General features: G+C 68.2%; 19 protein-coding genes and 2 tRNA genes. 3 read left to right on the top strand and 18 right to left on the bottom strand.

The window, feature by feature from the left end; genetic code table 11:
• Positions 1–3 precede the first annotated feature (3 nt).
• The gene (surE, locus tag THIARS_RS11350; RefSeq protein WP_094162091.1) at positions 4–762 is read right to left on the bottom strand and encodes a 5'/3'-nucleotidase SurE; all 759 of its coding nucleotides are present in this window, start codon (positions 760–762) and stop codon (positions 4–6) included.
• 341 nt (positions 763–1,103) lie between these two features.
• Here surE and THIARS_RS19115 point away from each other — a divergent pair, with 341 nt between their 5' ends.
• Positions 1,104–1,238 carry a hypothetical protein gene (locus THIARS_RS19115; protein ID WP_281254205.1) on the top strand — a complete coding sequence of 45 codons (135 nt, stop codon included), beginning with the start codon at positions 1,104–1,106 and terminating at the stop codon, positions 1,236–1,238.
• Here THIARS_RS19115 and THIARS_RS11345 read toward each other — a convergent pair.
• From THIARS_RS11345 to THIARS_RS11305, 9 genes are all read right to left on the bottom strand, one after another.
• Positions 1,227–1,302: transfer RNA gene (locus THIARS_RS11345), tRNA-His, on the bottom strand. The two genes, THIARS_RS19115 and THIARS_RS11345, sit on opposite strands and share 12 nt — an antisense overlap.
• A gap of 61 nt (positions 1,303–1,363) precedes the next feature.
• Entirely contained in the window at positions 1,364–3,298 is a 1,935-nt protein-coding gene (locus tag THIARS_RS11340; protein WP_094161037.1) for a SurA N-terminal domain-containing protein, read from the bottom strand.
• Between the two features lie 124 nt (positions 3,299–3,422).
• A tRNA-Val gene (locus tag THIARS_RS11335) sits at positions 3,423–3,498 on the bottom strand.
• A gap of 36 nt (positions 3,499–3,534) precedes the next feature.
• On the bottom strand, positions 3,535–3,834 hold the full coding sequence (locus THIARS_RS11330; RefSeq protein WP_281254204.1) for an HU family DNA-binding protein: 300 nt from the start codon (positions 3,832–3,834) through the stop codon (positions 3,535–3,537).
• Between the two features lie 155 nt (positions 3,835–3,989).
• Positions 3,990–5,093 (bottom strand): tartrate dehydrogenase, encoded by a 1,104-nt coding sequence (locus THIARS_RS11325; RefSeq protein WP_094161035.1) that lies wholly within the window; start codon positions 5,091–5,093, stop codon positions 3,990–3,992.
• 17 nt (positions 5,094–5,110) lie between these two features.
• Positions 5,111–6,010, bottom strand: coding sequence for a DMT family transporter (locus THIARS_RS11320; protein WP_094162090.1), 900 nt, complete (start codon positions 6,008–6,010; stop codon positions 5,111–5,113).
• Positions 6,011–6,102: 92 nt separating this feature from the next.
• The gene (gene pgsA / locus THIARS_RS11315) at positions 6,103–6,669 is read right to left on the bottom strand and encodes a CDP-diacylglycerol--glycerol-3-phosphate 3-phosphatidyltransferase (protein ID WP_094161034.1); all 567 of its coding nucleotides are present in this window, start codon (positions 6,667–6,669) and stop codon (positions 6,103–6,105) included.
• A 92-nt stretch (positions 6,670–6,761) separates the two neighbouring features.
• A complete protein-coding gene (gene uvrC, locus THIARS_RS11310; RefSeq protein WP_094161033.1) occupies positions 6,762–8,756 on the bottom strand; it encodes an excinuclease ABC subunit UvrC in 1,995 nt (664 codons plus the stop codon).
• Positions 8,753–9,358: a uracil-DNA glycosylase gene (locus THIARS_RS11305; protein WP_245845896.1), complete on the bottom strand. Its 606-nt coding sequence runs from the start codon at positions 9,356–9,358 to the stop codon at positions 8,753–8,755. Before THIARS_RS11305 ends, uvrC begins: the two co-directional genes overlap by 4 nt.
• 87 nt (positions 9,359–9,445) lie before the next feature.
• Between THIARS_RS11305 and earP the strand changes: the two genes are divergently transcribed.
• Both earP and efp read left to right on the top strand, forming a co-directional pair.
• Positions 9,446–10,603, top strand: coding sequence for an elongation factor P maturation arginine rhamnosyltransferase EarP (gene earP, locus THIARS_RS11300; RefSeq protein ID WP_094161031.1), 1,158 nt, complete (start codon positions 9,446–9,448; stop codon positions 10,601–10,603).
• 69 nt (positions 10,604–10,672) lie between these two features.
• Complete coding sequence (efp, locus tag THIARS_RS11295; RefSeq protein WP_094161030.1) at positions 10,673–11,227, top strand: elongation factor P; 555 nt, start codon at positions 10,673–10,675, stop codon at positions 11,225–11,227.
• 70 nt (positions 11,228–11,297) lie between these two features.
• Here efp and THIARS_RS11290 read toward each other — a convergent pair whose 3' ends face one another.
• From THIARS_RS11290 to mdcA, 8 genes are all read right to left on the bottom strand, one after another.
• Positions 11,298–12,596: an MFS transporter gene (locus THIARS_RS11290; protein ID WP_094161029.1), complete on the bottom strand. Its 1,299-nt coding sequence runs from the start codon at positions 12,594–12,596 to the stop codon at positions 11,298–11,300.
• A gap of 108 nt (positions 12,597–12,704) precedes the next feature.
• Positions 12,705–13,667: a malonate decarboxylase subunit epsilon gene (mdcH, locus tag THIARS_RS11285; RefSeq protein ID WP_094161028.1), complete on the bottom strand. Its 963-nt coding sequence runs from the start codon at positions 13,665–13,667 to the stop codon at positions 12,705–12,707.
• Positions 13,668–13,677: 10 nt separating this feature from the next.
• Positions 13,678–14,388, bottom strand: coding sequence for a malonate decarboxylase holo-ACP synthase (locus tag THIARS_RS11280; protein ID WP_094161027.1), 711 nt, complete (start codon positions 14,386–14,388; stop codon positions 13,678–13,680).
• A 39-nt stretch (positions 14,389–14,427) separates the two neighbouring features.
• Positions 14,428–15,240, bottom strand: coding sequence for a biotin-independent malonate decarboxylase subunit gamma (gene mdcE / locus THIARS_RS11275; protein WP_094161026.1), 813 nt, complete (start codon positions 15,238–15,240; stop codon positions 14,428–14,430).
• A 5-nt stretch (positions 15,241–15,245) separates the two neighbouring features.
• The gene (locus THIARS_RS11270) at positions 15,246–16,085 is read right to left on the bottom strand and encodes a biotin-independent malonate decarboxylase subunit beta (protein ID WP_094161025.1); all 840 of its coding nucleotides are present in this window, start codon (positions 16,083–16,085) and stop codon (positions 15,246–15,248) included.
• Positions 16,082–16,375: a malonate decarboxylase subunit delta gene (locus tag THIARS_RS11265; protein ID WP_094161024.1), complete on the bottom strand. Its 294-nt coding sequence runs from the start codon at positions 16,373–16,375 to the stop codon at positions 16,082–16,084. Before THIARS_RS11265 ends, THIARS_RS11270 begins: the two co-directional genes overlap by 4 nt.
• On the bottom strand, positions 16,363–17,265 hold the full coding sequence (locus THIARS_RS11260; RefSeq protein ID WP_425444245.1) for a triphosphoribosyl-dephospho-CoA synthase: 903 nt from the start codon (positions 17,263–17,265) through the stop codon (positions 16,363–16,365). The genes THIARS_RS11265 and THIARS_RS11260 overlap by 13 nt, the downstream gene beginning before the upstream one ends.
• 8 nt (positions 17,266–17,273) lie before the next feature.
• Positions 17,274–19,007 (bottom strand): malonate decarboxylase subunit alpha, encoded by a 1,734-nt coding sequence (mdcA, locus tag THIARS_RS11255; RefSeq protein WP_094161023.1) that lies wholly within the window; start codon positions 19,005–19,007, stop codon positions 17,274–17,276.
• Positions 19,008–19,075 lie beyond the last annotated feature (68 nt).

The raw sequence follows: 19,075 nt of genomic DNA, 5'->3' as shown, positions 1-19,075 counted from the left end.
GGATCAGCGCTCACCGGCCATGCACGCAAAGCGCGCCTTGCAGTCGTCCAGCATCTGGTAGTGGGTCAGGTCCAGTTGCAGCGGCGTCAGCGACGCATAACCCTGGGCGATGGCGTGGAAATCGGTGCCCGGCTGGTCGTCCAGCGCCTCGCCCGCGGAGCCGATCCAGTAAATGGGCTCGCCATGCGGGTTGCGCTGCACGATGACCGGCTGGCTGGGATGGCGCTTGCCCAGACGCGCCACCTGCACGCCACGCAATGCCGCACGCGGCACGTTGGGCACGTTGAGGTTGAAGAGCGCGGGCCGCGCCGGGGGTTGCTGCAGCAGGTTGCGCGCCACGTCCACCGCCACCTGCACGGCGGTGTCGAGATGCTCCCAACCCTTGTGCACAAGGGACACGGCCAGGGCCGGCATGCCGAACAGGTAGCCCTCGGTCGCGGCGGCCACGGTTCCCGAGTAGATGGTGTCGTCGCCCAGGTTCGCGCCGTTGTTCACGCCGCTGACCACCAGGTCCGGCCTGAAGTCCAGCAAGCCGGTCAGTGCGATGTGCACGCAATCGGACGGGGTGCCGTTGATGTAGAGAAAACCGTTGTCGGCCTTGTACACCGTCAGCGGCCGGCTGAGCGTGAGCGCATTGGACGCCGCGCTGGCATTCTGTTCGGGCGCCACCACCGTCACGTCGGCCAGGCGGCTCAAGCCGGCATGCAGAGCGTGCAAACCGGGAGCGAGATAACCATCATCGTTGGCGAGCAGGATGCGCATCATGGCTGCATCTTATCGGGGTCCAGGCGCCGCTCCGGCAAACCGTGCCAAGCGCCGTCGCGCCGAACATCGCCGCATGCCGCGGCAAAAAGGCCTCCGCGCGTCGATGCCGCAGCGCAGCGCGTTTGACAGGTCCGTTGAATCCTGCGCGGTCTCTTCGATGCAGGCGAGCAGCGAAGCTCAAGACCCGGCGTGAGGCCCTGCTGCGCGACATCGGCGGCGCCAAGCCGCCGGGCAAGACGGGCTGGACACGCTGAGCCCAGCCACGATGGACGCCTTTGCCAAGGTCGTGCGCAAGCGCCTGCTCGACCCCGACGGCTGGCCAAAGCACCACTTGCACGGTGGCGACCGAGATCCCCTTCGACGGGCAGGTGATGCCCATGCAAGGCCGCAACGCCGCGCTGCTTGCGGCCGCTGCGGGCAAAAAAGTGGGCACCGCTCGGGTGCCCACTTTTTTCATTGCTTGGGGTGGCTGATGGGACTCGAACCCACGACGACAGGAATCACAATCCTGGACTCTACCAACTGAGCTACAGCCACCGCAGAACTGGACATTATATGCGGGATGACGCGCGCATCATTCCGCATCCGATGCGGCTGCTCAAGAGTTGGCCTGTGCCGGGATCTTGTAGAGAACCTCGACGCCGTAGTGCTTTTTCAGGCTGTCGATATAGGCGTCGGTCACGGCCTGGGACAGCAACTGGTTCATCGTGCCCTGCTGCGCGCGCAGTTGCTCGGGGTCGGGCTGGCCGTTGGTGACGCCGTCGAGCGAGACGACGGCATAGCCCTGGTCGGGCAGCACCACACCGGTCAGCGCAGGCAACTTGTCGGTGGGCAGATGAAAGACCGCATTCACCACGGCGGCCGGAACGCCATTGGCTTGTGCGGCCTGGGTCTGGCTCACCTCGACCGGCGCGCCCCATGCCGGCTGCGCCTTGCCCTCGCGCGCGGCTTGAAGCGCGTCCTCGCCGGCCTTCGCCGCGAGGGCTGCGGCCTGCTGCTGCACCAGCAGTTCACGGGCCTTGTCCTGGGCCTGCGCGAAGGGCAATGTGCGCGCGGCCCGATAGCTGACGATGCGGCCTGAAGCCATCACGTTGGGGGCAATCTCCACGGCGGCGATATTGCGTTTGTCGCGGATGCTGTTGTTGCTGAACAGCGCTTGGAGAAAGCGCGCGCTGGCGAGCGGATCGAGCTTGGGATTGCCCGACGCGTCGGGCGTGGGGGTCACGTTCTGCGCCGTTTCAACCTTGAGGTGGAGCTTGGCCGCCACCTGGTCGAAACTGCGGCTGTCTTCGTAGACCATGCTGCTGAACTTGTCGGACAGCTCGGGAAAGCGCTTCTGCGCCTCCTGGTTCTGCAGCTGCGCCTGGATCTCGCCTTCGACCTGCGCAAAAGGTTTTTGCTCGGCGGGCTTGATGCCGGTGAGTTCGATGATGTGGTAGCCGTACTGCGACCGCACGGGGCCGACGATCTCGCCGACCTTCTTCATGGCGAACACCGCATCGGCGAACGGCTTGACCATGCCGCTGCGCGTGAAATAACCGAGGTCGCCGCCCTGGGGCGCCGAGCCTGGATCCTGCGATTCGCGTCTGGCGATGGCGGCGAACTGCGCCGGATCCTTGCGCACTTCGGCGAGGATGGCTTCGGCCTTGGCCTTGGCGGCCTGCTCCTGGGCCGGCGTGGCTTGCGGGGGCAGCGCGATCAGGATATGGCTGGCCTTGCGTTCCTCGGGCGTACCGAACTGCGCGATGTGCTGCGTGTAATAGGCCTTGGCCTGCGCCGGTGTGACAGTGATGCCCTTGCGCACGGCGTTCATGTCCAGCACCACGTACTGGATGTCGGCCTGCGGCGGGACCTGGAACAGCTTGGCATGGTCCTTGTAGAACGCTTCGACCTGGGCCGGCGTGGGTTGCACCTGCGCGGCAAAATCCTTGGCCTGATAGAGCGCCACGCGCACCCGGCGCTTCTGGTTCTGCCATGCGTAGAGTTGAGCCGCGATGGCCTTGCTCTCGATCACGGGCTCGCCGATGCCGCTCATCGCCTGCTGCAGCAGCAGTTGCTCGCGCACTTGCGCTTCGAACTGGGCGGTGGTCATGCCTTGCGCGGCGATGAGCTGGCGGTAGGCCTCCACGTCGAAGCTGCCATCGGGCTTGCGCAACGCGGCGATCTGCGGAATTTGCAGAATGGCCTGCTGCACCTGGCTGTCGCTCACCATCAGGTGTTGCTTGCGCACGGCCACCTGCAGCAGGGTCTGGCGAATCAGCCCGTCGAGCGTGCGCAGCTTGGCCTGCGGCGTGTCCAGGGACTTGACGTCGGCGGCCGGGCCCAGGATCTGCTGCATGCGGGCCACTTCGTTGCGCTGGGCCTCGTCGAGCTGCTGCATGCTGATGGGGACGCCGTCGACCTTGGCCGCCAGGCCGCCGTTGCCGCTGAAGCGGTCATAGCCCTGGATGCCGAACAGCACGAAGGACGGGAAGATCAGCAGGAACAGGATGACCTGCAAGAGCTTGGTGTGCTTGCGGACGAAATCAAACATGGAGCGGCTCGTCGTGTGCGATCACATCGCGGAATAAAGAAAAATACCGGAAAAACAAAAGGCGAACAGCGTAACCGTTCGCCTTTGAAGACCGTTGCACGGGTTTCGTGCTCCGGCATGCAACTGGTGGGTGCTGAGGGGTTCGAACCCCCGACCTACGCCTTGTAAGGGCGCCGCTCTACCAACTGAGCTAAGCACCCGCAAACCTAGTCTGAATGCCGTGCTATGGGCGCCGCTTAGTTCAAAGCGTCTTTCAAGCCCTTGCCGGGACGGAACTTGGGCACCTTGGCCGCCTTGATCTTGATCGACGCGCCGGTGCGGGGATTGCGTCCGGTGCGGGCCGGGCGCTTGGTGACGGCGAAGGTGCCGAAGCCGATGAGGGTGACGGTGCCGCCCTTCTTCAGGGTGACCTTGACACCCTCGATCATCGAATCCAGAGCGCGCGCAGCGGCCGCCTTGGAGATGTCGGACTTCTTGGCGATGTATTCGATCAATTCTGTTTTGTTCACTCTAGCCCCCTGGAGAGGATCATGCAAAAAAGGAAACGCCGGCTTGCCGAATGGCGCAGGCCAGCTCGCAAGTGTCAAACGCGGGCAGGCGCGCCTGCCGGTGGGTGTACTGCTGGGTTCGCAACCGCCCAGATCTTACCGGCGGCAGCTGGATGCCATTAGAACGATGCGCCCAGGCCATGTCAATCAAGGTTAGCTGCAATCACGGCCTGGGCCACGGCCCGGCCCATGTCCTGGGTGCTGGCAGAGCCGCCCAGATCGGGCGTGCGCGGGGCGCCGCTGCGCGGGTCGAGCACGCCCTCGATGGCCTGCACGATGGCGTCGTGCGCCTTCGGGTGACCGAGGAAATCGAACATCAGCGCGGCGCTCCAGATCTGCCCGATCGGGTTGGCGAGGCCGCGCCCGGCGATGTCCGGCGCCGACCCGTGCACCGGCTCGAACAGCGAGGGATGCAGGCGCTCGGGGTTGAGGTTGGCGGACGGCGCGATGCCCAGCGTGCCGCACAGCGCGGGAGCCAGATCGCTCAGGATGTCGCCGAACAGATTGCTGCCGACGATGACGTCGAACTCCTGCGGACGCTGCACGAGCCGGGCGCACAGCGCGTCGATATGGAACTGGTTCCAGCGCACCTGCGGGTGTTCGGCCGCGACGGCGCGCACGCGCTCGTCCCAGTAGGGCATGGTGATGGAGATGCCGTTGGACTTGGTAGCGGAGGTCAGCAACTTGCGCGGCCGGCGCGCGGCTTGATTGAATGCGTCATGCAGCACGCGATCCACGCCGACGCGGGTCATCACGGTTTCCTGCATCGCCATTTCGCGCGGCGTGCCTGCAAACAGCCGGCCACCGGCGTTCGAATACTCGCCTTCGGTGTTCTCGCGCACGATGAGAAGGTCGATGTCCCCCGGCTGCAGGCCGGCGAGCGGTGAACGCAGCCCGGGCATGAGGCGGGCCGGGCGCAGGTTGACGTATTGGTCGAACTCGCGCCGGAACTGCAGCAGCGAACCCCACAGCGAGATGTGATCGGGCACTTTCTCGGGCCAGCCCACGGCGCCGAAAAAGATGGCGTCGAATCCGTCGAGCTGCTCCTTCCAGTCTTCCGGCAGCATGCTGCCGTGGCGCAGGTAGTAGTCGCACGAGGCAAAATCGAAATGCTCGATTTGCAGGGCGATGTCGAAGCGCGTCGCCGCGGCCTCGATCACGCGCAGGCCTTGCGGGACAACCTCCTGGCCGATGCCGTCGCCCGGGATCACCGCGATGCGCCAGGGTCTTTTCTGTGGGGTTTGCATGGGTTCGTCTCCTGTATTTATGGGTGTGGATCTCGTGTGTCGATGCTGCTTGTCTGCTGCCTCTGTTCCGACTGACTGCTCCGCCCGGATCGGGTCACCGTCAACACGCCTGCGGCCACCAAGGCCATGCCCGCCCAGGTGCCGGGACCGATCCGTTCATCGAACAGCCACCAGCCCATCAGCGCGGTGACGGGAGGAACCCAGTAGATCAGGCTCGTGACCTGCACCGCCGCGCCGCGCTGGATCAGCAGATAGAGCAGCGAGCTGGCCCCCAGGGTGATGGCCAGGACCGACCAGGCCAGCGCACCGATGAGTTGGATATTGAACACCACGGGCTCCGTCTCCCATAAGGCGATCGGCAGACTGACCAGCAAAGCCGCCCCGATCTGCACGGCGGCGGCGGTCCACACCGGAGTGGTGACGACGTAGCGTTTTTGCCACAAGGTTCCGCTGGTGATGCACAGCAGCGCGAACAGCGCCAGCGCGAGATTGACACCGGACAACGTGCCCTGTTCGAGCTGCCGCGCCACCACCAGCCCAAGCCCGAGAAACCCCAGGCCAAGGCCCAGCCATTGCGCCGCCCTCACCTTGTGGCCGGCCAGCGACACCAGCACGGCGGTCAGCAGGGGCTGCAGCCCGACGATCAGCGCCACGGTCCCGGCGCCGATGCCCTGTTTGACGGCGGCCCACACGCCGCCGAGATAGCCCGCCTGCATCAGCACCCCCACGACGGCCAGATGCAGCCATTGCGTGCGCGACTGCGGCCAGCGCACTCGCAAGGCGAACGCCACGAGCAGCAGCAGGATGAGGGAGGCGCCATAGCGCAGGCAGAGGAATTTGAGCGGCGGCGCATACGGCATGCCGTAGCGCGCGACGATGAACCCGGTGCTCCAGATCACCACGAACAGCACAGGCATGAGCCGCAGCCCCAAGAGAGCCAAGGAACTGCGCCTGCTTTCGGCCACGGGCGCATCGGCTTGCGGTTGGGGCGCCCGCGCGCTGTCGGGGTTCATTCGGAGAGGTTGATCCCGCTCAGTGCCAACTTGAAGTAATACAGCATGGACCACAACGTGAGCAAAGCCGCGATGCCGAGCAGCCAACTGCCCCACACCGCCGTCGGCAGCAGCCCGAACAGACGGCCATCGAACAAGAGAAAGGGAATGGCCACCATCTGCGTGGCGGTCTTGACCTTGCCGAGCCAGTTCACCGCCACCTTGCCGGACTGGCCGATGCGCGCCATCCATTCGCGCAGCGCCGAGATGGCGATTTCGCGGCCGATGATGATCAGCGCCACCAGCGCGCCGATGCGCGAGAGCTCCAGCAGCACCAGCAGCGCGGCGGACACCATGAGCTTGTCGGCCACCGGGTCGAGGAAGGCGCCGAAGGCCGAGGTCTGGTTCCAGCGCCGCGCGAGCCAGCCGTCGAGCCAGTCGGTGAGGGCGCTGAGCACGAACAGCGCCGTGGCGAGAAGATTCTTCTCCGGGATGGACAGCCAGGCCGCGGGGATTTGATAGACGCCGAGAATGAGCGGAATCGCCGCCACCCGCAGCCAGGTCAGAAAGGTCGGCACTGTCATGGTGCTTGCATTATTCCATCGGCACCGCGATGGCGTGCGTTCGCGCACCCGTGCGGCCGCGCAAGGCAAATCGGGGGCATCCACGCCGGGGGTCAATGCAGCGCGGCATAAATGGTCTGGGCCAGATCGCGCGAAATGCCGTCGACCGTCATCAGATCCTCCACGCTGGCCGAGGCCACGCCGCGCACGCCACCGAAACGCGACAACAGGTTGGCGCGGCGTTTCGGGCCGATGCCGGGAATGTCCTCCAGTTTCGAGCCCCCGGTGCGCGTGCGCGCCCGCTGCGCGCGCATGCCGGTGATGGCGAAGCGGTGCGCCTCGTCCCGGATCTGCGCCACCAGCAGCAAGGCCGGGCTGTCCGGCGGCAGCGCAACCTTGGGGCGGCCGTCGGCGAACACCAACTCCTCCAGGCCAACCTTGCGCCCCTCGCCCTTTTCCACGCCCACCAGGCGGCCGATGTCCAGGCCGAGTTCCTCGAACACCTCGCGCGCCGCGGCGATCTGGCCGCGGCCACCGTCGATCAGGACCAGATCGGGCAAGCGGGCGTCGGCATCCTCGGCCAGCTTCGCGTAACGCCGGGTCAGAACCTGGCGCATCGCGGCGTAGTCGTCGCCGGGGGTGACGCCGTCGATGCGGTAGCGCCGGTACTGCGCCGACTGCATCGCATGGTGCTGGAACACCACGCAGGAAGCTTGCGTGGCCTCCCCGGCGGTATGGCTGACGTCGAAGCATTCGATGCGCAGCGCGTCCAGATCCTCGATCTCCAGCGCCAGCGCCTCGACCAGGGCGCGCGTGCGGTGATGCTGCGCGCCCTCCTCGGCGAGCAGGCGCGCCAGCGCGAGCTGCGCGCCCTGCACCGCCATGTCCAGCCAGCTCCGGCGCGTGCCGCGCGGATTCGGCACGGCGACGCAGCGCTGCCCGGTGTGCTCCTGCAGGGCGGCGACGAGTTCGGCATCGATCGGCACATTCGTCACCAGCACGGGTGGCAAAGGCAGGTCCAGATAGTGCTGCGCGACGAAGGCATCGAGCACGGCCTGCAGCGCCGGCTGGGTGGATGGTGGCGCCGCAGGCGTTCCTCCCTGCTCGTCCGCGCCGGCGCGCGCCAACCCCGATTCGGCGGCGGCTTGCGGCGCTGCGGGCCACGCATCGGCCGCGCCGACATCCACCGCCTCGGCCCACTGCACATGGCTCGGGAAGTAGGCGCGGTCCCCGAGATGGCGGCCGCCGCGCACCATGGCCAGGTTGACGCAGGCGCGCCCGCCCTGCATGACCACCGCCAGGATGTCGGCATCCTGGTCGCCGCCCACCTCCATGCTCTGCTGGTGCAGCACGCGCGACAGCGCGCCGATCTGATTGCGCACCGCGGCAGCCTCCTCGAAGCGCAGCTGTTCGGCCAGGTCCTGCATGCGCGCTTGCAAGTCCTTCAGCACGCCGTCGTGCTCGCCGCGCAGGAAGCGGGTCGCGGCGTCCACGTCGGCGGCGTAGGCCGCGGCCGTGATGTGGCCGACGCAGGGCGCCGAGCAGCGGTGGATCTGGTGCAGCAGGCAGGGTCGGCTGCGGTTGGCGAACACGCTGTCCTCGCAGGTGCGCAGCTGGAACACCTTCTGCAGCACGGCGATGCTTTCCTTCACCGCCCAGGCGCTGGGATAGGGCCCGAAATAGCTGTGCCTGCGGTCCATCGCGCCGCGGAAATACACCATGCGCGGGAAAGCGTGCCCGGTGGTGAGCTTGAGATAAGGGTAGGACTTGTCGTCCCGGAACAGGATGTTGTAGCGCGGCTGCTGCGTCTTGATCAGGTTGTTTTCCAGCAGCAGCGCCTCCGCCTCCGAACGCGTGACCGTGGTTTCCAGGCGCGCGATGCGCGAGACCATATGGCCCGTGCGCGTGCCGCCATGATCCTTCTGGAAATAGCTGGACACGCGCTTGCGCAGGTCGCGCGCCTTGCCCACGTACAACAGCGTGCCGTCGGCGGCGAAATAGCGGTACACCCCGGGCAAGTGCGGCAAGCCCGCCACCTGCCTGGCCAGGGCTCGCGGGTCCGCCGGCTCCGGCGCCGCGGCGGGTCGCGTGTCGGGCGGCGGAGTCATGAATGGGCCACGCCCGCCTCGCGCGCGGCTTGCGCGAACACGGCTTGGAACATGGCCGGCGTCAGACGGCCGGTGTTCTGGTTGTAGCGGCTGCAGTGGTAGCTGTCGAACAGCGTGAAACCGTCCAACGCATGCCGCGCCCCGTGCGCAAAGGGAACCGCGGCCTGCTTCAGCCCGAGCGCGGTCAGCACCGCGCCATGCGCCACCGTGCCCAGCGCGACGACGACCTTGAGCCGCGGCATGGCGGCCAGCTCGGCCCGCACGAAGCCGTTGCAGGCGCGCACCTCGGCCGGCAGGGGCTTGTTGCCGGGCGGCAGGCATTTCACGCTGTTGCAGATGCGGCAATCCAGCAGTTCCAGCCCGTCGCCGGCGGTGATGCCCGATGGGTGGTCCGTGACGGTCACCGGCGGGTCGCGCCGGGCCAGGCCCAGCGCGGTCAAAGTGCCGTAGAGCAGGGGCCCCGCGCCATCGCCCGTGAACGGCCGGTTGCTCGCATTGGCGCCGTGCAGTCCCGGCGCCAGCCCCACGACCAGCAGCGGCGCCGACAAGGACCCGAACGAGGGCACCGGCAAGCAGGCATAGGTCGGGTAGCGCTCGTGCACGGCATCGCGAAAATCCGCAAGACGCGAACAACGGCGACAATGGCTGTCGTAAACATCTGAACTACCGGCGCATGCGCCGCTTTGCTGATGAGTCAACGCGAAACCTGGGATCTGTTCTGTCATGTCGTGGACAACTTCGGCGACGTCGGCGTGGGCTGGCGGCTGGCGCGCCAGCTCGCGCACGAGCACGGCCGCAATGTGCGGCTGTTCGTCGATGATTTGAACACCTTCCGCATCATCTGCCCGCAGGTCAACCCCCGCCTTGCCCAGCAAAGCGTGGACGGCGTGCAGGTGTACAACTGGGGCCGGCAGCTGCAGCTCGATCCCGGCGACGTGGTGGTCGAGCTGTTCGGCTGCAAGCTCGCGCCGGCCTTCCTGGAGCGCATCCAGCAACGCGGCAGCGAACGCCTGGTCTGGTTCAACCTCGAGCATCTCAGCGCCGAGCCCTGGGTCGAAGGCAGCCACCTCAAGCCCTCGCCGCAGCCCGGCGGCATCAACAAATTGTTCTTCTTTCCCGGCTTCACCCCGGCCACGGGCGGTTTGATCCGCGAGACCGACCTGCTCGCGCGGCGCGATGCCTGGCAGGCCATGCCGGCGGCACGGCGCATCGCCCTGCGGTCGCTGGGCCTGCCGCCGCCGCCCGAGCATGCCACCACTGTAGCCCTGTTCAGCTATGCGCGCGACAACCTCGACACCTGGCTGCAAGGCCTGGCCGCGGCCGACCGGCCGACCGTACTGTGGATCTGCCCCGGCCCCATCCTGGAGTCCGTCAACCATTGGCTGCACATGGAACTGCTCACCGGGCAGACCACGGTGCGCGGCAGCCTGACCCTGTGCGCCCTGCCCTACATGCCGCAGGAACGCTTCGACGAACTGCTCTGGGCGGCCGACGTCTGCATCGTGCGGGGCGAAGATTCGTTCGTGCGCGCGCAATGGGCGGCACGCCCCATGGTCTGGCACGTCTACCCGCAGCACGATGGCGCCCACCTCAAGAAACTGGAGGCGTTTTTCGATGTCTACCTGGCCGACGCCGCAGCGGAGGTGCGCGACACCATCATTGCGCTGTGGACCGCCTGGAACCGCGGCCTGGACCTGGACGCGGCGTGGACCGACTTCGTGACCGCGCTGCCCCAGCTGCGCCGCCATGCCCGCACCTGGTGCAACCGCCTGGCCAGCCAGCCCGATTTGGCCAACCAGCTTCTGGCAGCGGTACGGGCGCACAAACCCCAGGGCTTGCCGATCTAGGCCGGGCCAGGGCCCGGCCGGGTAAAATGGCGCGTTGACTTTCCAACAGATCCAGATCTCCCCCGATTTATGAAACTCGCTCAAGAAATCCGCGCCGGCAATGTCATCATGGTGGGCAAGGATCCCATGGTCGTGCAAAAGACCGAATACAGCCGCGGAGGCCGCAACGCCGCCACGGTGAAGATGAAGCTGAAGAACCTGCTGACCAGCGGCGGCACCGAGGTCGTCTACAAGGCCGACGACAAGCTCGACCCCGTCATGCTCGACCGCAAGGAATGCACCTATTCCTACTTCGCCGACCCGATGTACGTGTTCATGGACACCGAGTACAACCAGTACGAAGTGGAAAAGGACAATCTCGGCGACGCCCTCAACTACCTGGAAGACGGCATGTCGGTCGAAGTGGTGTTCTACGACGGCAAGGCCATTTCGGTGGAAATGCCCAACAGCGTGGTGCGCGAGGTCATCTACACCGAGCCCGCCGTCAAGGGCGACACCTCGGGCAAGGTGCTCAAGCCGGCCAAGATCTCCACCGGCGTTGAAATCCCGGTGCCCATCTTCGTCGCCACCGGCGACCGGATCGAAATCGACACCCGCACGGGTGAATACAAGGGCCGGGTCTGAGCACCGCCGACATGCCCCGATAAAAAACCGCCCAAGGGCGGTTTTTTATCGATGGGTTCGGCGTTCCATCTCACTGCGGTAGCGCTTGACCCCGGGTCTCCATGGCGAAGGGGATGACGGCGATGCCGGCCAAGAAAGCCAGCGCCGTATAGGCCACCGGCGTGCCGAGTGTTCCGGAACTGGCGATCGCCGCCGCGAGCAGGAAGTTCACGCCGGCGCCGATGAAGCGTCCGATCGAGGTGTTGAAGGCGAAGGCGGTGGCGCGCACGCGGGTCTCGTACTGCTCCGGCAGCCAGAGGCTGAACATGGCGAAGTTGCCGCCGAAAAAGCCGAGGAAGAACAGCACGGTGATGAAGGTGTCCAGGCCGTTGGGCAGGTAGAAGGCCCAGCCGAAGCCGAGGGCGATGCACACCGCCATGCCGAGGAAATAAAACGCCAGGGTGCCCTTGCGGCCGATGCGCTCGGCCATCACCGGCAGCGCCAGGCAGCCGAGGATGGTGCCGATGGACAGGATGCCGGTGCCGATGGAGGCCATGTGCACGGCCTGGATGTGGGTCATGCCTTCCTTGAGGGCGAGCTGGATGATGGCCGCCGGCTCGTACACGGCACCCGCCCACAGACCGATGATGGCCACCGTCAGCAGCACGGAATTGACCAGGGTGCGCCGCGCATATTCGGCATTGAAAATGGTCCTCAAGGGACTGCGCTGCACCGGCTTGTCTTGGATTTTTTCCCAACGCTCGGGCTCGCGCACCTTGAGCAGGGTGAAGATGGACACCACCACCGGCACCAGGCCGCAGAGGAACATGGCGCGCCAGCCGTAGTGCGCCCCCACCGTGTAGTTGAGCGCGGCGGCGATGAAGAAACCCGCGTAATACCCGGTCTGGAGATAGCCGGCGCCCATCTTGCGCCGGTCCTCCGGCCAGGCTTCGGCCACATACGTTCCGGCCAGCGCCCATTCACCGCCGATGCCCACGCCGGCCAGCAGCCTGAACACGGCGAGTTCCCAGACGTTCTGCGACATCGCCGCCAGGCCGGTGAACAAGGCATAGCCGAAGATGGTGGCGGCGAGCACGCGGGTCCGTCCGAAGCGATCGGCGATCGGCCCCCAGATGAACGACAGGCCCCAGCCCACCAGGAACAGCGCGAAGAGGATGGAGCCCGCCAGGCCGATGTGCGCGGGCGTGGCGGTGAAGCCGGATTTCGGCAGCAGCTCGGTGAGCGCGGGCACGAGGACCAGGGCGTAGATGATCGAATCCATGCCGTCCAGGGTCCAGCCGAACCAGGCGGCCCAGAACCCGGTGATCTGGTTGCGGTTGAGTGGCGTGCGGGCCGGTCGGTCCGCTGCCGTCAGTACATTGCTCTGCATCTTGATGTCTCCTTCGGTGTGTCGCGGGGCATCGGCCCCACGAGTCGTTGCGCATGGCGGCGGGGGTCGCGAGACCTGCCGGTTCACGCCGCCAACCGGCGTGCTGTCTCATTCAAGGTTGCGGTCGTTCTCCTCATGTCGTTGCGCGCGGCGCGCGGACAGGGCGAGCGAAGCCAGATCGGCCTGCTCCGCCGCGAGTGCGTGCGCGTCGCAAAAAGCCGAACGGGCCAGTTGCGTCAGCGCCTGTCCGGGCGGCAGCTCGATGAAATGCCGCACCCCGTTCTCGAACAGCACACGGCTGGCGTCGTGCCAATGCACGGGGGTCATGACGTTGTCGGCCAGATCCGCCGCCACGGCGCGTGCCGAGCGCAGCAGACGGGCCGTGGTGTTGCCGGCATACGGCAGCTCGGGTTCGGCGAGGCGCTCGCCGGCCAGCGCCTCGCGCAATGCCGTGGCGACGCCGGCCAGCAGCGGGCAGTGCGAGGGCACGGCGACATCCAGGCGCTCGGCGCGGCGCGCGCCTTGCATCCTCGCGGCTTGCAGCACGCGCTCCAGCGCCTCGTCGGCGCCCGCGATGGCGAACTGCGCCGGCGCATTCAGATTGGCCAGATATGCGCGCCGCCGCGGTTCGAGCCCGGTGCAGGCGGCCTCGATCATGGCTTCCACCGCGCGCTGCGGCAGGCCGCCGATCACGGCCATGCCGTAGCCCTGCGGGTAGGCCTGCTCCATCAGCGTGGCGCGCAGGCGCACCAGGCGCAGGCACTGCTCGAGGGTCAGCACGCCGGCGATGACCGCCGCCGTGTAGGCGCCCACGGAAAGTCCGGCCACGGCGTCGGGGCGCACCCCCTCGTCGCGCAAGGCGCGGGCCACGCACACGCCGGCGACCACGACGGCCAGTTGCACCGCCACCGTCGAGCGCAGCGCCTCGGCGCTATCGAGCTCGCTGACATCGCGCCCCAGAACCCCGCTCGCCTCGTCCAGGGTTCGCGCCACCGCGGCGTGCTTCGGCAGGCGGTGCAGGAAACCGGCAGTCTGCGCGCCTTGCCCGGGGCATAGATAGGCCAGTTTCATGTGCCCTCGCCTACTGCGGCCGGTCCGCGGCAATCCAGTCCCACGGGTCGCGCACCAGGTGCGGGCCATGCCGGCCGCGCAGCAGGATGGCGCCGTCGCCTTGCCCGGCGAACTCCGCGAGCGCCACGACCCCGGCGGGGGTTTCCATCTGAACGTCGATGCGCGCACCGAGCGCCGGCAAGGCGTCGAGCCGCCGACGTGCTTCGGTGCGTGAGAGGGGGTTGCGGGCGTGGACGACGAGGTCGAGGTCGCTGTCCCGTCCCACCGTGGGCCAGCCCGTGGCCAGTTCGAAACCCAGACTGCCTCCCGGCCCCCAGGGCAAGGCCCAGGTCGCCCAGGCCCGTTCCACCGCGACCAAGGCCCTGGCCGCCGGCAGCGACATCCTGGCCGCGCTCAGGCAGGCGATGCGGCATCGCAGGGCGTGCGGCGACAAGACGCGATCCACGTCCTCCGGCGCCACCCATGCGGCGCAGCGCAAGTCGCGCGTCTCGCCACGAATGCCCACCGGCAACAGACCGTCGCGCGCCGCGGCGCGGCGCACCACGACCCACGGCACATGGCGCAAGGCGAGACCCACCCATGGCGGCGGTGGCGCGTCGAACTGCACCGCGTCGGGCCGGCGCAGGTGGAGCAGATCGTGCGGCTCGACACCGGACCACGGCGCCCGCCCCGGAACGGGCGAACGCGGCGGCGCATGCAGCGCAAACGGGGTTTCAGCCATCGGATTCGCCCTCTGCCGCAATGCTCCCGACCATGGCGCTCACCACTGCGCGGCGAGCCGCCGCCGCACCTCGCGCGACGCCGCGCGGCCGTCGCGCGCCTGCGCCGACTCCAGCCGCACGCCGAGTCCGCGTTCGTCGGCGCCGATGTCGGCCAGCGCCTCCAGCACGGCCTGCCGCACGACGCCGAGAGCGTTCACATCGGGGTTGTCGGCGTTCACCCCGCTCAGCAGCCTGTGCAGCAAGCCCAGGCGCGCGTAGTCGGCGAGGCGGTAGGACATGGGCGGATTCGCCGCCCCCAGCGCGTCGAGTTCGTCGACCGGGCGCCGCGTGACCCGCGCCGCCGCCTCGCGTCCCATGGCATGGACCATGACGCGCGGATCGTCCAGCGCCACGATGCGGTGCGCCTGGTAACCGTGGGCCAGGAAGGCGCCCGACATGGCCGCGCCGACCAGCAACGCCACCACAGGGTGCCCGGCCCAGCGCGCGGCGGCGTAGGCGTCCACCGCGGCGGCGCAGGCCAGGTGGATGCCGAGCATCTCCTCGCGCCGGCCGTAGGCCTGGCTCGGCACGTCGACGATGGCGAGCAGCGCGCGCTTCGGCCCCGCGGCGTCCTGCTCCATGGCCTCGCGCACGGCCTGGGCCAGGCCCCAGCCTTCGCGCAGGCCGACCTCGCCGCGCCGGGCGCGTGGATAGGGGCTGTCGGGATCGGGCACGACGGCCAGCAAGCGCGCGCGGCGGTTTCCGATCAGGCCGTCGGCCGCGCGCACCGAAGGCGGCAAACCAGGCAATGCCGGGGCTTCACCGCGCAAGGCGTCGAACCAGGCGCGGCCGCGTGTCGAAATCGTGTCCATGGGTGTCATGTCTCGCGTGGCCACAATGCCCGCAAAGCAGGGCCGTCCAGCTCGGACATGGCCGCCGCCTGTTCGATGCGCAGACGATAGACGTCGACCTGCGCGCTGCGCGGCCACGCGGCATCGGGGGCGTCGAAGGCGCCGAGCACCGCGTCGCGCACTTGGTCGGCATCGTCATCCACCAGGGCGTCGGCCAGCCCGGTGGCCCAGCGCTGCTCGCCACCGATCAGGCTCCAGATCAGCCGGCGGTCGCCGGCGTCGAGTTCCTCCAGCCCCGCTTCCTGCTCGATGACCTCGGGGCCGTTCATGCCCAACCGGCCCTGGCGGGTCATCACCAGATGACTGCACAGCGCGGCCACCAGCGACATGCCGCCGAAACAGCCGACCATGCCCGCCACCACGGCCACGACAGGCACATGGCGACGCAGGGCCACGACGGCGGACTGGATCTCGGCGATCGCCGCCAGGCCGAGATTGGCCTCCTGCAGGCGCACGCCGCCGGTCTCCAGCAGCAGCACCGGCCGCACCGGACGACCGGCCTCGCAGTCGCGCAAGGCCAGTTCCAGCGCACCGGCGATCTTGGCGCCCGAGACTTCGCCGATGCTGCCGCCCTGGAAGGCTCCCTCGATGGACAGCACCACGGCGGCCCGGCCGCCCAGGGTGCCGCGCGCCACCACCACGCCGTCGTCGGCCTGCGGCACGATGCCCTGGCGCGGCAGCCAGGGCGAGGTCAGACGGTCGAAAGGCCCGACCAGCTCGCGCAGGCTGCCGGGATCGAGCACGGCGGCGGCGCGCTCGCGCGCGCCCAACTCGACGAAGCTCGGACGGTCCAGCGCCGCATTCATGCCTGACTCGCCTCCACCGCCTGTTCCAGGCGCAGCGCGACGACGCCGGGCGTGGCGCCGAAGTCGTTGATCTCGATCCTGGCCGCGCATCGATGGCGGGCATGAAACCGCTCCAGCACCTTGCGCCAGATCGCGCCGTAGCCGTCCACGCTGGTGCGCACGCACACCGTCGTCGTCGCGCCCGAAGCCGGTTCGAGCAGCACCTCGAGATCGCCCGAGCCGACCACGCCGACATGGGCGCGGTGCGCCACCGGACGCTCGGCCTCGAATGTGAAATTCAATGTTTCCATCGTGCCCGTCCGATTTCCCCGTCCGCGCCACCGTCCTGCCGTGCGATGCCGTCGAGAAACAGCGTGACCGCCAGCAGGTCGGCGCTGCCTCCTGGCGAGGCGTTGCGCTCCAGCAGGTCGGCGTCCAGGCGCATCAATCCTTGCCAGCCCCGGGCCGTGGCCGCGCCGCCGGCATCGAGCACGGCCCACGCGCCGTGCTGCGCCGCGCGCAGCGCGGCCAGCCCGCCGCGGTGCAGCAAGCAAGTGTCGGGCAAGCGGGCCATGATGGCCAGCAGCGCGTCCAGCCTGGCGTGGCTCTCGCCGTAGCCCTGGGCGCGTGCGCGGCGCAAGGCCGGCAGGCCCAGCCGCACGGCGTGCGGAAAACCGGCGCAGGCCTCGGCCCTCGCGCCTCCCAGCCCGAAGCGGCGGCACACCCGGGCACCGTGGGAATCGAGGCCCGGGGCGTGCCGGTCCGGATGACGCGCGATCGCGGCGGCGGTCGCTGCAAGCTGTTCCGGCCCCCCGCCGTCGAGACGCATGGAGCCCGCCGCGACCAGCAGGCCAAGCGCCCAGATGGCGCCACGGTGGGCATTGCTGCCGTCGGTGGCCATCATCATGCGCTGCTCGGCGACGCGGCCGATGGCGGCCAGGCGCGCGCGCAGATCGGGCGAAGGCCTGGCACCGGCCGCCGCGCGCGCCATGTCGGCGAAGGGCAGGCGCAAGGCCTCGGCCGAGCGCAGCATGCGCGCCAGGTCGAGATCGCGATGCGCGCCGCTGCCGCGACCATCGACAAGCGCGGGCTTGGGCGTGAGCAGGGCCTCGTCGCGCAGCGCCTGCACCGCGCGGTCGGCCCAGTCGTCCGCCGTCGCCAACGCGGGGGTTTGCAAAGCGGGCCGCATCGAAGTCGCCATGACCATGCTCACCAGCTCCGAAACCGCGCCGGGGGACGATACAGGCCGCCCGACCAGGTGACGAGATCCTCGATGCTGCGCGCCGCGAGCAGGGAGCGCTTGGCCTGCAGCGGGCTGACGCCGAGATCTTCCGGATAGGCCACGATGCCGCGTTCGCGCAGGCCCCGCGTGCGCGCGGCGTCGGCGCGCTGGCCGATGGGGGTGACGCCCGCCACCGCGGCCAGCGCGGCGCGGCGTTCCTCCTGCCCCTGCGCCTTGTAGAGGTAGGCGATGCCTTCCTCGGTGACGACGTGGCTGACGTCGTCACCATAGATCATGATGGGCGCGATCGGCATGCCGCTCTTCTTGCCGACCTCGACGGCGTCCAGCGAATCGACCAACGCCGGCACGCCGCCCTTCTGGTAGGTCTCCACCAGTTGCACCACCAGCTTGCGCCCGCGCACCACCGGCGCGTCCTCCGTGATCAGCGACAGCCAGGCCGGCGACGGATGGCGACGGCCGCGCGGATCGTGCCCCATATTGGGCGCGCCGCCGAAGCCGGTCAACCGCCCCAGCGTGACGGTGGACGAATTGGCGTCGGCGTCCATCTGCAGCGTCGAGCCGATGAACAGATCCACACCGTACTGGCCGGCCAGCTGGCACAGCACGCGGTTGGAGCGCATGGAGCCGTCGCGGCCGACGAAGAACACATCCGGACGCGCCGCGATGTAGTCCTCCATGCCGACCTCGCTGCCGAAGCAATGCACGCTCTCCACCCAGCCGCTCTCGATGGCCGGAATCAGCGTGGGGTGCGGGTTGAGCGCCCAGTTGCGGCAGATCTTGCCCTTCAGCCCGAGCGATGCGCCGTAGGTCGGCAGCAGCAATTCGATGGCCGCGGTGTCGAAGCCGATGCCATGGTTCAACGCTGTGACCTGGTAGCGTTCGTAGATGCCGCGGATGGCCATCATCCCCATGAGCACCTGCAGGTCGGTGATGTGGCGCGGGTCGCGCGTGAACAGCGGCTCGATGGCGAACGGGCGATCCGCGACCACGACGAAATCCACCCAGGAGCCGGGAATGTCCACCCGCGGCAGCGCGTCCACCAGTTCGTTGACCTGGGCGATGACGATGCCTTGCCGGAACGCCGTGGCCTCGACGATGGTCGGCGTGTCCTCGGTGTTCGGTCCGGTGTACAGATTGCCCTGCGCGTCGGCCTTGTCGGCGCAGACCAGCGCCACATGCGGCGTCAGGTCGATGAACATGCGCGCATACAGCTCCACATAAGTGTGGATGGCGCCGATCTCCAGCTTGCCGTCCTCCAGCAGCTGGGCCACGCGCAGGCTTTGCGGACCGGCAAAGGCAAAGTCCACGCGCCGGGCGATGCCGTCCTCGAACAAGGACAAATGCTCGGGCCGGCTGATGCTGGAGATGAGCAGGTGCAGACCGTGGATCCGGCCCGGGTCCACCCGCGCCAGGCTGCGCGAGAGGAAGTCAGCCTGCTTCTGGTTGTTGCCTTCCAGCGCCACGCGGTCGCCCGGCGCCAGCAACAGTTCCAGTGCCTCGACCATGCGCGAGGTCGGCAAGACGCAGCCGTCCGCCAAATGCGCCACGGCGCTCAAGCGCCGCGCCTTGTCGTCGCGGCGCTGGTTCCAAACCGGCGCGCGAACGCCAGCTTGGTGTGGCGTGGCGGTGGAAGTCAAAGGTGCAAGTCTCCGAAAAATACATAAATCTGTTTTTTGTATTTTTGTTTTATTGCATTGCATGCGCAATCTGGGGTTTACCAGGACACATAACATGCCCACCGCGTCGCGCGAAGTCCAAGTAGTATTGG

This window comes from Thiomonas delicata, assembly GCF_900088825.1.
In the GTDB taxonomy this organism is placed as follows: Bacteria; Pseudomonadota; Gammaproteobacteria; order Burkholderiales; family Burkholderiaceae_C; genus Thiomonas_A; species Thiomonas_A delicata.
This window is presented reverse-complemented; position numbering and strand designations above follow the sequence as displayed.